Annotated in this window: 10 protein-coding genes; 1 reads left to right on the plus strand and 9 read right to left on the minus strand. The window is 47.3% G+C overall.

All coding sequences use genetic code 11. From position 1 onward, the window contains the following. Nucleotides 1-60 precede the first annotated feature (60 nt). The 9 genes from C943_RS17000 to C943_RS17040 all read right to left on the minus strand — a co-directional run bounded on the left by C943_RS17000 (nt 61) and on the right by C943_RS17040 (nt 11,396). On the minus strand, nt 61-3,114 hold the full coding sequence (locus C943_RS17000) for an efflux RND transporter permease subunit (RefSeq protein WP_008630326.1): 3,054 nt from the start codon (nt 3,112-3,114) through the stop codon (nt 61-63). A gap of 1 nt (nt 3,115) precedes the next feature. Then, nucleotides 3,116-4,168, minus strand: coding sequence for an efflux RND transporter periplasmic adaptor subunit (locus C943_RS17005; protein ID WP_008630328.1), 1,053 nt, complete (start codon nt 4,166-4,168; stop codon nt 3,116-3,118). 2 nt (nt 4,169-4,170) lie between these two features. Continuing rightward, nucleotides 4,171-5,529: a TolC family protein gene (locus C943_RS17010; protein WP_008630330.1), complete on the minus strand. Its 1,359-nt coding sequence runs from the start codon at nt 5,527-5,529 to the stop codon at nt 4,171-4,173. Between the two features lie 53 nt (nt 5,530-5,582). Continuing rightward, a complete protein-coding gene (locus C943_RS17015) occupies nt 5,583-6,200 on the minus strand; it encodes a TetR/AcrR family transcriptional regulator (protein WP_008630337.1) in 618 nt (205 codons plus the stop codon). Nucleotides 6,201-6,325: 125 nt separating this feature from the next. Beyond that, on the minus strand, nt 6,326-7,621 hold the full coding sequence (fucP, locus tag C943_RS17020) for an L-fucose:H+ symporter permease (protein WP_008630340.1): 1,296 nt from the start codon (nt 7,619-7,621) through the stop codon (nt 6,326-6,328). 222 nt (nt 7,622-7,843) lie between these two features. After that, entirely contained in the window at nt 7,844-8,623 is a 780-nt protein-coding gene (locus tag C943_RS17025) for an L-fucose dehydrogenase (protein ID WP_008630342.1), read from the minus strand. 64 nt (nt 8,624-8,687) lie between these two features. Further along, complete coding sequence (locus C943_RS17030) at nt 8,688-9,518, minus strand: amidohydrolase family protein (protein WP_008630344.1); 831 nt, start codon at nt 9,516-9,518, stop codon at nt 8,688-8,690. A 140-nt stretch (nt 9,519-9,658) separates the two neighbouring features. After that, nucleotides 9,659-10,519: a fumarylacetoacetate hydrolase family protein gene (locus tag C943_RS17035; protein WP_008630346.1), complete on the minus strand. Its 861-nt coding sequence runs from the start codon at nt 10,517-10,519 to the stop codon at nt 9,659-9,661. A gap of 124 nt (nt 10,520-10,643) precedes the next feature. Further along, the gene (locus tag C943_RS17040; protein ID WP_008630348.1) at nt 10,644-11,396 is read right to left on the minus strand and encodes an SDR family NAD(P)-dependent oxidoreductase; all 753 of its coding nucleotides are present in this window, start codon (nt 11,394-11,396) and stop codon (nt 10,644-10,646) included. Between the two features lie 312 nt (nt 11,397-11,708). Here C943_RS17040 and C943_RS17045 point away from each other — a divergent pair, with 312 nt between their 5' ends. Beyond that, nucleotides 11,709-12,485 carry a hypothetical protein gene (locus tag C943_RS17045; protein ID WP_040481136.1) on the plus strand — a complete coding sequence of 259 codons (777 nt, stop codon included), beginning with the start codon at nt 11,709-11,711 and terminating at the stop codon, nt 12,483-12,485. Nucleotides 12,486-12,582 lie beyond the last annotated feature (97 nt).

The following is a 12,582-nucleotide window of genomic DNA, read 5'->3' on the forward strand; positions in this document are numbered from 1 at the left end:
CCGATGGCACGTTGATCGGTTCTGTGTTACTCCTGATCAACATCCCTCGGGCCCAATTTCTTATAAATTCTCAGCCTCAATTCGTGGCGGCAATAACTTGTATACCACGGGCGTCACGATCCTCGAAAGGATCGTTGAGCTGATCAAACCTCCGATCAAGACGATGGCCAACGGCGATATGAGCGGGTTGGTGGACCAAGCAATCGGCAACAATCCGCCAATTGCCGTAAGGGTGGTCAAAACGATCGGCAAGAATCGAATTTCACCCGCTTCCCGGATGGCGGTATCCAAGGGTTTTCCTTCCGCCCTCAGCTGGTTGGTGAAATCCACCAACAGAATAGAATTCTTGACCTCTATTCCTGCCAAAGCGATCAAACCGATAATTGCTACAAAAGAAAGCGAATTCCCTGTAAGCCAGAGTGCTGCAAGCGCCCCGACCATGCCCAGCGGTATCACCGACAATACAATGATCGTACTCTTGAAAGTCTTGAACATCAATATCAGTACAGCGATAAATAGGAACACAGTTACGATGATGACTGTCTGAAAACCCCCAAATGACTCCTCCCTGCTTTCTTGCTCGCCAGCCATTTTGAAGCTGTAGCCTTCCGGCAATTGGAGTCCAGCGACTTTAGCTTCTACCTCAGAAATCAATCTGTCTGCCAAATACCCTTCCTGCACAAAAGCCGTGACGGAAACCGTGCGCGTTTTGTTGTAGTGGTCGATGTAAAGGGGTGAACTTTCCAGCTTTAGGTCGGCGATTTGTTGCACGGGGATTGCAGCACCCTGTTGGTTGTTGATAAACAGGTTGTTGAAATTCAGCAAAGAAGCCCTTTCCATTTTTGGCGTCGTGATGATTATCTGTCTTTCGTCTCCATCCGCGTCCGAGAATCTGCCAATATTCAAACCCGCTACCGCAAGACGCACCGTTCTGTCCACTTCTAGGATGTTGACGCCAAGCGACCTGGCTTTTTCCTTTTGGATTGCCACGCGGACGTCCGTTTTGAGGTTACTGACGGGATTGTCAATATAGATGGTGCCGGGAGTTTCCCTGAGCATCAGCTCAACTTCTCCAGCGATTTTCCTGAGACTGTCAAGGTTGGTCCCACTCAATCGGACCTCCAGTGGTGCCGTGATTGGCGGTCCCTGTTCAAAGTTTTTCACCTCGATTTTGGCTCCGGTGAATCCCTCGAAGGAATTTCGAAGATCTTCTATGATTCTGATTTTATCCGAAACAGAAGTGCTGGGCTTGAGTTGGACGAAAATCTGCGCAAAATCAGTCCGCTCGTTTTCGGGTATGACATTGTAGTAAATGCGCGGGTTACCCTTACCAACGTTGGTCGAGAAATATTCGATTTCTTCCACATCCCTGAGCAATGCTTCGACTTCCTGTGCGACACGGTCTGTTTCGCCGATCTTGGTTTGGATAGGGGAGATGATGTTGACGAGGAACTGTGGCTTTTCTGATGCGGGAAAGAGGCTAAATCCAATGACCGGAAACAAGCCAAGGGAAAGGATGAAAACACCCATGGAAATTACCAAGGTTCTGACGGGCCGCCTGAGCGACCTTTCCAGCAAGGGTGCGTAGCTTACGGAAATGCCTTTTTGGAGCGCTCTCAAAAAGAGATTTCCTTGGCTGCCTGCTTGATGTTCCTTGAGGATCCTGCTCGACAGGAAAGGAATGATTGTCAGTGAAACCAACATCGATGCCAATACGGTCATGATGACTGCCACCGGAAGGCTTCTGATGAAATCTCCTGATCCTTCGGGCAGAAAAACCAGGGGCATGAACGCGATTATCAAGGTGACGGTACAGCCCACGACGGAGAGTCCGATCTGTTTTGTCCCTTTCAGTGTAGCTTCCATGCGGGAATGGCCCTCCCGTATCCAGCGCTCGATGTTTTCTACGACAACTATACTGTCATCCACCAGCAAGCCCAGGGCCACCACCAAACCGACGATACTGAGCTGATTCAGACCGAAGCCGAGAAGATTGATCAGGACCAGTCCAATGCCAAGCGACAATGGAATCGAAATCATCACGATGGCAGCTGCCCTGGTACCGAGAGGTAGCAAAGTCAGCGAAACCAACAAAATGGCAATCATGAAGTCAAAGCCCAGGCCACCCAGTCTTTTGTTGACGAACTCGGCTTGGTCAAACGCCACGACCATGTCGATGTTCGCGGGAAGTTCTGATTTGAAGGCTTCCAAAACGGGCAGGTATTGTGCCTGAACCTGTGAAATGTTGTTGCCTTTCTTTAGTGCTGCTGTGACGAAAACAGTCCTGTAGCCGTTCAACCGGGTGAGGTGTTTGTTTTCCTCATAGTCCTTGTGTACGAATGCAATGTCCCTTAGCGCGACGTTTTTTCCGCCCGCATTGTACACCATCGTGTTGGCGATTTCCTCGATTCCGGCATAGTTTCCGGAGGTTTTGACGTTGAATGCTTTGTTCCCCGCTTCGATCGTGCCACCAGGAATGTTTGCGGTTTCGCTTTGGATATTTCCAATGACTGCATTGAGAGGGATATTCATCTGGGCCATTTTCTCCAGCTGAAGATCGATTCGGACGATTTCCTGGGGAAGTCCGTGGATTTCGACTTTTTTCAATGCATTGATTTTTTCCAGTTCATCCCGCAGGCGATCGGCGAATTTCTGGAGGTTTTCCCTTGAACTGTTTTCGCTTATCAGCCCAATCTGCAAAATGCTCACATCGGAAGGATCGACTTTGTTGATTTCGATGCTGTAGATGTCCTGTGGAAGTTCGCTACGCATGGCATTGACCTCCCGGACGAGTTCTTGGTACTTGTCGTTGACGTTGCTTTCGTATTTGTACTCTACATTGAGGACCGCCACGCCATCGGAGATTTTGGTCTTGATGCGTTTGATGTCGTCGAGTGCGTAGATTTTTTTCTCCAGCGGATCCACGACCAACTCCTCCATATCCTCCGGGCTAGTGCCGGGATAGATAATGATCACTGGGAACTGGGGAGAATCGAGTGATGGATCCTCGCTTCTTGGCATATTCAGCAAGGTTGTCATGCCCAAGGCAATGGTCATCAGAAAAATCACCAGCGTAAACTGGTAGTTTTTCACTGCGAAATTTGCGATTTTCATATCAAGGATTGATTTGGATGGCGGATTTATCAGAGAGGTAAGCTGAACCGGTTACGACCAGCTTGGTGTAGCCTTCAAGACCTCCGGTGATTTGCACCCGGTCGGGAAGTACTTTTCCGACCTTCACGGGGATTTTGATGGCAGTTGTATCGTCTGCCGTCACAAACACAAACCCTTCACCGCCGTTGGCGTCCAACAAGGCATCGAAGGGGATATACCATGAATTGCCTAGTTCCGATGCATCGATACTGACTGAGCCAAACATCCCCGAGGCGAGGTAGGAGGGCTTTTCGCCTGAAAACTCGATTTCAACGCTGTAAGTCCCGGTCATCGGGTCAGCGCTTTGGGATTTTTTGGTTACCGTTCCTGCATAACTTTTTTCGGTCTCCACACCGGTGAAGATCTTCGCAGCACTTCCTTCTTGTACGAGTGCCCAATCCTTGTCACTTAGCGTGGCCTTTAGGATCCAATCGTTTTTTCCAATACCATTGGTTTGGAGGACAGGTGAGCCCGCGGAGACTTGCTGTCCTACGTTGGCAAATTTCTTGAGTACAAACCCATCCTTTATGGCGCGGATTTGGGAATAGATGAGGTTGAATTTGGCAGCATCGAGTACCTGGGAAGCAATGTCCAAGGCAGTCTTTGCGTTTTGTGCCTGCTCGAGTGTTGCGACCGAATCCGCCAAAAGACGCTGTGCGCGTTCGTAATCCCGAAGTGCTTTTTCGTATCCCAATTGTGCTTGGTTGACTCCTGCGTTTACCTCAGTGAGGTCGAGCGTCGCCAAAAGTTGGCCTTTCTTGATCTTGTCGCCTTCGCCGACCAGCACTTGATTGATTATCCCCCCGGTCTTGAAGGAAAGCATTGTTTCGTCGTCAGTTGTGAATTTTCCACTTGCCTGTAGCTGGATATTGGATCCTTGCGGCTCGATTGAAAGGACTTTCACGGGGATTCTTCCCTGGGGTATGTCGGTTTTCATCGTTTCCCCCTTGCTGCCGCAGGCCAATGTCCCGACGGCGACCATTCCGGCAAAAATGATTGATTGGAGCGTTTTCATGATTATTTGTTCAAGGTTTCTAGTTCTCTTTCAAGGTCTGCGATTGCCGACAACAGCGTATAGTCCGCCAAGGTCAGCTTGAGTTCGGATTGGGTAAATTGGTTGCGTGCGTCCAGAAATTCGATCAGGGAGAAAGTCCCTTCTCGGTATCCCCGATCGACCAACCGCAGATAGGAGGTAGCTGACCGGAGGTTGGTTTCGGCTGAGTTTTTTGCCGCCTGTGCCGCTTGGATGTTGTTTTTGGAGCTTCGCAAGGCCATTTCGATGGACTGATCAAGCAAATCGGACTTGTAGTCCAAGCGCTCCAGTTCATTTTGGGCACGTTGGATATTGTTCCTGTTTCTGCCACCCTGAAAGACCGGTACAGTCATGTTGACTCCAAAGAGTATGTACCTGCTTTTCTCAGAATAGTCAAATTCGAAGCCCTGCATGCCGAAGTCTGCGAAGGTATTCAGCCTAGGCACGGCAAACATTTGGTTCATCTTCAGTACGGTTCCCTGAATGCCTTTTGCGGTGTTGATTTGCTGGATTTCTGATCGATTCGAGAAGTCCGTGGTTTCAGTAAGCGCAGTCAGATAAGTAGTGTCTATCAGTTGTTTTTCAAAAATGACTTCGGATTCAAGGTTTCTGTTCAGGAGAAAATTCACGTAATAGGCGGCGTTTTTCATCCTGTTTTCGGCATCGATAAGCTGTGCATTGATGTTTTCGACTTCACTTTCCGCACGCAGGACCTGGGCTGGCAAGCCTTTTCCATTGGCTAATAAGGACTTATTGTCGCGGAGGTTTTGTTCTACCAATACTTTGGAGGCCTTCAGGATATCCACAGCAGTGGATGCCAAGCAATACTTGTAATAGGCTTGCTTGATGTTTTTGGTCAATTCGGCCCTGTAGATATCTATCTCGTACTCCTGAAGCTTCACAGATTCCCTTTTGATCTGTTTGTTGAAATGCAGGTCTGGATTGATGATCGGATAGCTCACCCGGAATCGGGCGTCGTAGAAGTTGTTGGGCATAAACTGTTCCTCGACGTTTTGGAGCGGTCTGAAGAGCTGCTGATCCATCAAGGTGTTCAGCGAAGCATAAACACCGTTCAGCAAATCACCCAAAGGAATCACGATGGCCCTTCCCCCGGCTGCAAGGGTATAGTTCGCGCCAAAGTCGATCTGCGGCAAGAAGAAGCTCTTGGCATACTTTAGTGCCAAGTAGCTCTGATCCAGCGAGATGGTCTTGTCCCTGAGGACCAAATTGTTTTGGAGCCCTTCTTGGATGTATAAATCCAATTGGCTTTGGGCTCTGACCTGGCTGAGGAAGCCAAAAAAAAGCGCCCAGGAAAGGAGAAGTTTTTTGTGGTCTATTTTCATAATTAATACGATGTAAATAAAATGAACAGTGTTTAATTATTGGGTAAAATTTTTTAAAGCCTATCTATAATTCTCAAAAATGATTGGTAACCATTCTCGACAATTTGATCCACTTCTGACATTTCCAAAACGGTCACCCTTCCGCGAATAAAAAGGGAACACATCCCATGTACAGTTGACCAGATCATAAATGAAAGTGGTTCAAGCGAATGACCCTCAAAATGCCCTTTTGCCATACATTCCTTGACGGTCATCCTGAGAAGCTGGAAAGTGCCGTTTCCCTCATCCCAACATTCGGTTTTCCGGTTTTCAAGGTGTTCGATTGGCGCTTCTTTGATGAACATGAGGTCATACATATCCGTGTTTTCCATCGCAAATTGGATATAAATCTTGCCCATTGCCCGTAAACGGCTCATTGGGTCCGCAATGGCTGAGAGGATTTGCATTCTTTTTCTCATTTCTTGGAAGCCCAAGGAATGCAAGGCATGGAAGATCTCGTTCTTGTCTTGGAAATAATGATAGATGATCCCGGGAGAATATTCGATCTTGTCTGCAATGTTTCGGATGGAAGTCTTTTCGATTCCATTTTCGATAAAAAGTTCTTTAGCAGCCTTCAAGATAAGGTCCTTCAGTTCTTCTTTTTCCCTAAGCTTTCTTTCTGCTACTCCCATAATATCGGATTGTACAAGCAAATGTAATTGAACAGTGTTTAATAATCCAAATTCTTTTCAGACTTTTTCACTCGAAAATTGACGGAGACTCAAAAAGATCGAAACAGACGGATTTTGCACCACTTTTACCTTCTCCAGGCAAACAGTCCCACGACTACAAAGCAAAAGAAGGGAAGAATAAAGGAAAAGTTGACCTCGGGTACACCTAGGATTAGTGTGTCCGCATATCCTGTTCCACCGATGTCCAGAATGATTCCTTGCAGGGTGGGCATGATTGCCCCGCCGACAATGGCCATAACGAGAAAAGCCGCGGCATATTTGGCATCCTCCCCAAGGTCCTCCAAGGCTATACCATAAATGGTCGGAAACATAAGGGACATCGCAAAAGAAATCCCAACCAAACTGTAAAGTCCGGGCATTCCTGGTAGAAAAATTGCACCAAGGGTAAATAATCCCGCAAGTATGGAAAAGTAAAGTAAGAGCTTGGCTGACTTCAGATAACGCAATAAAAAGGTACAAATCCACCTACCGACGAGAAAAAGTATCAGTGCGGTATAGGCATAATTGACTGCGGATGCATTATCGATTCCCAAGACTTCGGCATATTGGTAGATATAGGTCCATACCATGATTTGGGCACCAACATAGAACATCTGGGCAACCGCGCCTTCTACGAATTGCGGCTTTCGAAACAGCCGTTTCATCGAAGGCCAAAAATCAAGGCTACCGTTGTTCGATTTATTCTCGGGCATCTTGGCGATCCCAATCACAATTCCTAGCCCGATGACTACAAGTCCCAACATCACATAAGGATCCCGAATGACCATCAGGTCATTGGTTCGGATGATTGCTTTGGCAGATTCATCCAGCGAGGGGAAAATGACATTTCCCGCAGTATCTGTTGCATTGGATTGCAGTGCATTGAGGATGAATTCTTTGGCCACAAATAGTCCAGCCAAGGCACCCATCGGGTTGAATGCCTGTGCGAGGTTGAGCCTTTGGGTTGCTGTTTCCGCTGGCCCCATGGAAAGTATGTAGGGGTTCGCTGTTGTCTCCAAAAAAGCCAAACCAAAAGTCAGGATGTACAGCGCCAACAGAAAGAATGCATAGCTTTCCCAAGCTGCGGCAGGAAAAAACAGGATTGCTCCAAAAGCATAAAGCCCCATGCCGATGAGTACACCTGTTTTGTAGCTGTATTTTTTGATAAAAAGTGCTGCCGGCAGAGCCATCGTAAAATACCCTCCATAAAAGGCCATCTGTACCAAAGAAGCTTGGACATTGTTCAGTTCCAGCACTCGCTTAAAGGCTGCCACCATCGGATTGGTGATATCATTGGCAAAACCCCACAATGCAAACAAGGATGTAATTAGAATGAATGGCAGGAGTAGATTGCTGGGGACAAGGGCAGGCTTTTGGGTCATGGGCGGGTTTGAGGTCGAAACGTTATAAAGTTATTAGGTTAAAAGGTTATTGGGGCTTGAAGGGTTTGTTTTCTGATTTATCGAAAGTGGATTCCATGGTTACGATTTTTGATATTTTCATATGGGATCCGTCAGTATGCCCTCGTCTGCGGCCATTTCAATTCCTAGGACACACCCAGATTTCCATCTAAACTGATACCTCAAATCTCATGTCTCAAATCCCTAAACAACTCTATCCAAATGCGTGTATCCCCCGTCCACGAAGATGTGCTGTCCGGTCGTATGGGCGGACCGGCCGGAGAGAAGGAACACGACCATATTGGCAATTTCCTCCGGTTTGGTCATTCTTCGCTCCAGTGGAACCCGTCTGGATATCTCGCCCAGTTTGTTTTCCGGGTTGGGAAATGTATTCAGCCACTTTTGATACAGGGGAGTCATGACTTCCGCCGGGATTACTGCATTCACGCGGATTCCGTAAGGAAGCAGCTCGACGGCCCATTCCCGGGTCAGTGAGAGTTGGCCACCTTTTGCAGCGGTGTATCCGCTTGTGTTGCCTTGTCCGGTTATGGCGGTTTTACTGCTGATGTTGACGATGCTCCCTTTTGATACTTTTAAGGCGGGAAGTGCATAATGTACCAAGTCGTAGTAGTGCCCCAAGTTGCTTTCCACCGATTTGCGAAAAGCTTCAGGGCTTCCGTTTTCCAGGCCAACACTGTCATTCGCACCCGCATTGTTGACTACGCCATCAATTCTGCCGAAAGCAGCCAATGCGACCTTGACCGCCTCATCAGCATCCTGTGGACTTTGGAGTCGTTTTTGGATATGCAGGGACTTGGCGCCAATCTGCCCAAATTCCTTTACCAAAGCGTAACCTTCTTTTTCGGATGGGTCGATCATCACAGGAATGCCACCCTCCTCGGCAATCAGGCGGCTGATGGCTCCGCCTATGCCTTTGGCACCGCCGGATATCAGGAAAACTTTGTCGGAAAGGTGGAGGTTCATGGTTACAGTGTTGCTTTTTATTGAATGAAGTTAATAATCGTTTTCCCTTTTTTTTCACGAGGTTTTAGAATTGAATCCCATAAAAGCGCATCGCATTCTTCCCGAAAATGGCTTGTTTCTCACTTTCGCTGAAGTTTTGGAAATAGCTGTCTGCCAAGTCGAAAACTTCCGAATATGTGCCCGCGACCAAGCAAACCGGCCAATCGCTTCCATAAAGCAAGCGATCTGTACCGAAATGTTCGGTGACAAAGTCAAGATAAGGCTTGAAGTCCTCAGATTTCCAATTGCTCCAATTCGCTTCGGTGACCATGCCTGAAACCTTGCAACAAACGTTTGGCAATTCCGCCATTTTCGCAATCCACTTGCTCCAATTTGCGAATTCCCCTGCCTTGATACCCGGCTTCGCCAAATGGTCAAGCACAAACGGCTGATTCGGGAATTTTCGGCACAGCTCGTATGCTTTGTCCAAATATCTCGGAAATATCAACACATCGTAAGTAAACCCAAACCGCTCCAAATGACTGATGCCTTTGAGAAAGGCGTCGTCTTCCATGGCTTCGGGTTCTTGACTTTGGAGAATCGCTCGGAAACCAGCAAGTTTTGGCTCACATTTATATTGTTCTAATCGTCGTTCAATATCCGGCGCTTTCAGGTCAACCCATCCCACGACTTTCTTGATCCAGTCAAACCTGTTGCCGAGATCGAGCAGAAATCTAGTCTCATTTTCCGTCTCATCGGCTTGAACGGCTAAGCATGCTGAAATACCCCGCGCCTGCAATTCGGGCCACAAATCCTCCGGCAAGAAATCCCTGCGAATCTTGTACATCGATTCGTCGATCCAAGCATGCCGCGCAGGATCGTATTTCCAGAAATGCTGATGGGAGTCGATTTTCAAGGGCTATTCGAATGGGTTTTGAGTTATCGGTTATTTGGAAGGAGCGCGATTTTTCGATCTTTCACCGTTTTCAGCGCAATTGCGGCTATTCGCCTGAACAATGCTCACTGCCAACTGTTACTGCACACTGCCACTGTAATCTAATTCGCTTTCCAATTCACTGCCACTTGCTTGGCCGTACCGAGCCCATCGATTCCAAGCTCGACTACATCACCTTCCACAAGGTATCTTGGTGGCTTGAGACCCAATCCGACTCCGGACGGAGTGCCCGTCGAAATCACATCACCTGGAAGCAAGGTCATGTACTGGCTGATGTACGAGACCAGCGTGGGAATATCGAAAACCAAATCAGAGGTGTTGCTATCTTGTAGGGTTTGTCCGTTGACTTTCAGCCATAGACGGAGGTTGTGGGGATCCCTAATCTCGTCCTTGGTTGCCAAAAAGGGCCCCAAAGGAGCAAAGTGATCGGCACTTTTTCCTTTCACCCATTGGCCCCCATGGTGCAATTGAAAATCCCGCTCGCTAACATCGTTGTGAAGCACATATCCCGCCACGTAATCCATCGCATTTTCCTTACCGACATAACTTGCCTTTTTTCCGATGACTACAGCTAGCTCGACTTCCCAGTCTGTTTTTTCGGAATTCTTCGGTATGATGATTGGGTCAAATGGTCCGCAAAGCGAGGAAGTTGCTTTCATAAACAGTATCGGTACCTCAGGCAGTGGCATGCCGCTTTCCTGCGCGTGTTTGGCATAATTCAATCCGACGCAGATAATCTTTGAAGGTCTTTTTATGGGCGAACCAAGGCGGGCGTTTTTTGGGATTTCGGAGAGTTTGGCTTCATGGGTTTCCAACCAAGCGGAAAGTCGCGATAGGCCGTCATTGTCAAAAAACTCCTCCGACCAATCTTCCCCAAAACCGCTGCAATCAAGTCGTGTTCCATGTTGGGTTTCTATGCCTGGTTTTTCCTTTCCGGCTTCGCCAAATCTGATCAATTTCATAGGTGAATATTTTAAGATTAAGGTATAAAATGGTTTGAGAACTCCTATTTAGTATTTACTCGTTACGCTGCCTTGGCCATCCAATCGTGAACTTAATCTGGAATCTCTTCGCAGGTCAACGAGCTCACATCTTTAGGCCCATAAAGCCTCCGTCGATGTTGTAGTTGCTTCCGGTGATAAAGCTTGCCTGATCTGAAGCCAAATAATACACCATTCCGGCAATTTCTTCGGGTGTGCCCATTCTTCCGATAGGTTGGGTGGCCGCAAGTTTCGCAAACATCTCTTTCTCCTGGCCAGGGTAGTTTTTTGCCAGAAAACCATCTACAAATGGGGTATGTACACGTCCCGGAGATATGCAGTTGCAGCGGATATTATCTGCGACTAAATCCCTTGCCATCGAGAGCGTCATGGACATCACAGCGCCCTTGGTCATAGAATAGGCAAATCTGTCCGGAAGTCCGATTGTGGCGGCTACCGAACACATATTGATGATAGCTCCACCTTTGTTGGCCTTCAACTTTGGCAAAGCAAGTTGGGAACAGGTGAATACGCCTTTTACATTCACTTGGAACAATCGCTCAAAATCCGATTCGGCCGTATTCTCTAGATTGCCAATATGCGATATTCCGGCATTATTGACCAATACGTCTAGGGTAGGGGGGGTGGAGGCGAATGCCTTCGCGACGGATTCCATGCTGGAGACGTCTGCCTCCAAAAACTTCACCTTGTGGCCAGATTCCATGAGTTCGCGCTCCACCTCGATCCCAGTGGTTACATTGTAATCAAGGAAAAAAACGTGGTGCCCGTTTCGGGCGAACAGCCGGGTGATAGCCAGTCCAATTCCACTTGCACCTCCGGTTATGACAACATTTTTCATCGCAATATTTTGGGTCTAAGGACGTTTTTCGCAGGAAAAAGCGGTCCGGGATCATTCATAGAAAGATAGGGAATGGCATCCAGCCTGCCAAGTCGAATCCGAAGGGAAGTCTTATTTTTTGATAAGCGATCGCCGTATTGAAGGACAATTTACGCTCTGTTTTTTGTGAATGGTAAACAAACTCTCATTTGAAATTATATATATTATTGATTATCAAATATTTATATATTTTAAAATAAAGTATAAATTAAATGTTTTTGGCATTTTATTTGATAAAGGAGAATTCCTCTTCAATCCATTTGAGTACAGGCTATGAAAAAAAGAATCGGAGTATATATCCTGCTGGTCTTCGTGCTGTTGGGATCGTGTATGAATGAGACCAACGATGACGGTCTCCCCGGCGGACCAAGCGATTATGTAGTGCTTCTTGCGATCGACGAAGACAGCATCGATAATGGTTCTGCGCCAAACAACTTTAGCGAGACAGATGTCAATGATCAGATTGCCGCGGTAGGACTTCGACAGCAATTGAAATTTTTTGCGGAAAACAAGGGAAAGACGATCACACTTTATACAGGCGAGGTAGGCGACGAAGGTTGGTTTGCCTTGAATACCATACCCAATAAATGGATCAATGCCGGACCGACAGATAATGGGGCGAGAAATTACCTGACTCCTGGACCGGGATTGGGTACACCGAATATTGATGATGACAGGGAGGTATTGTTGGACGAAATCCAAAACGTGACGCCACTGCGCGCCACCGGTCTCAAAATGTTGGTTGGATATAAAGTTCTGGCTATGGTCTACGACAGCGACATCTCCATCAATTATTCGCCTTTGGAGGGCAACATGCAAGGTGCAAATTTGGGGATGGTGGCATTTGAGATTCTAAGTGTAAGCGAAAGAACAGATGGGAGTGACGGGTCTTTGCCCGCTGTCAGTATCAAGATTCTTAGTGTAACCGAATTGAGTAATTTTGGATTGGCCCTATTTTCCAATGTGCCCATACCTCAATCATCGTCAGAGCCTTTTGATGTGGTGCCAACCACCTCAGTTGTGAGTCCGGTGTTTACCGTGGCAAACTGAAAACACGGAAAATCAGGTAGAAAAAAGAAAAGGGTGTCTTGCGGGCACCCTTTTTCTTTTGCTAAAAAATGTATAGCCAGATATTGAAAAATGTACT

Source organism: Mariniradius saccharolyticus AK6 (assembly GCF_000330725.2).
Taxonomy (GTDB): Bacteria; Bacteroidota; Bacteroidia; order Cytophagales; family Cyclobacteriaceae; genus Mariniradius; species Mariniradius saccharolyticus.

Bases quoted from the DNA above. Each gene is read 5' to 3' on its own strand.
- C943_RS17000 (WP_008630326.1), bottom strand. From the start codon at position 3,114: ATGAAAATCGCAAATTTCGCAGTGAAAAACTACCAGTTTACGCTGGTG.
- C943_RS17005 (WP_008630328.1), bottom strand. From the start codon at position 4,168: ATGAAAACGCTCCAATCAATCATTTTTGCCGGAATGGTCGCCGTCGGG.
- C943_RS17010 (WP_008630330.1), bottom strand. From the start codon at position 5,529: ATGAAAATAGACCACAAAAAACTTCTCCTTTCCTGGGCGCTTTTTTTT.
- C943_RS17015 (WP_008630337.1), bottom strand. From the start codon at position 6,200: ATGGGAGTAGCAGAAAGAAAGCTTAGGGAAAAAGAAGAACTGAAGGAC.
- fucP (WP_008630340.1), bottom strand. From the start codon at position 7,621: ATGACCCAAAAGCCTGCCCTTGTCCCCAGCAATCTACTCCTGCCATTC.
- C943_RS17025 (WP_008630342.1), bottom strand. From the start codon at position 8,623: ATGAACCTCCACCTTTCCGACAAAGTTTTCCTGATATCCGGCGGTGCC.
- C943_RS17035 (WP_008630346.1), bottom strand. From the start codon at position 10,519: ATGAAATTGATCAGATTTGGCGAAGCCGGAAAGGAAAAACCAGGCATA.
- C943_RS17040 (WP_008630348.1), bottom strand. From the start codon at position 11,396: ATGAAAAATGTTGTCATAACCGGAGGTGCAAGTGGAATTGGACTGGCT.
- C943_RS17045 (WP_040481136.1), top strand. From the start codon at position 11,709: ATGAAAAAAAGAATCGGAGTATATATCCTGCTGGTCTTCGTGCTGTTG.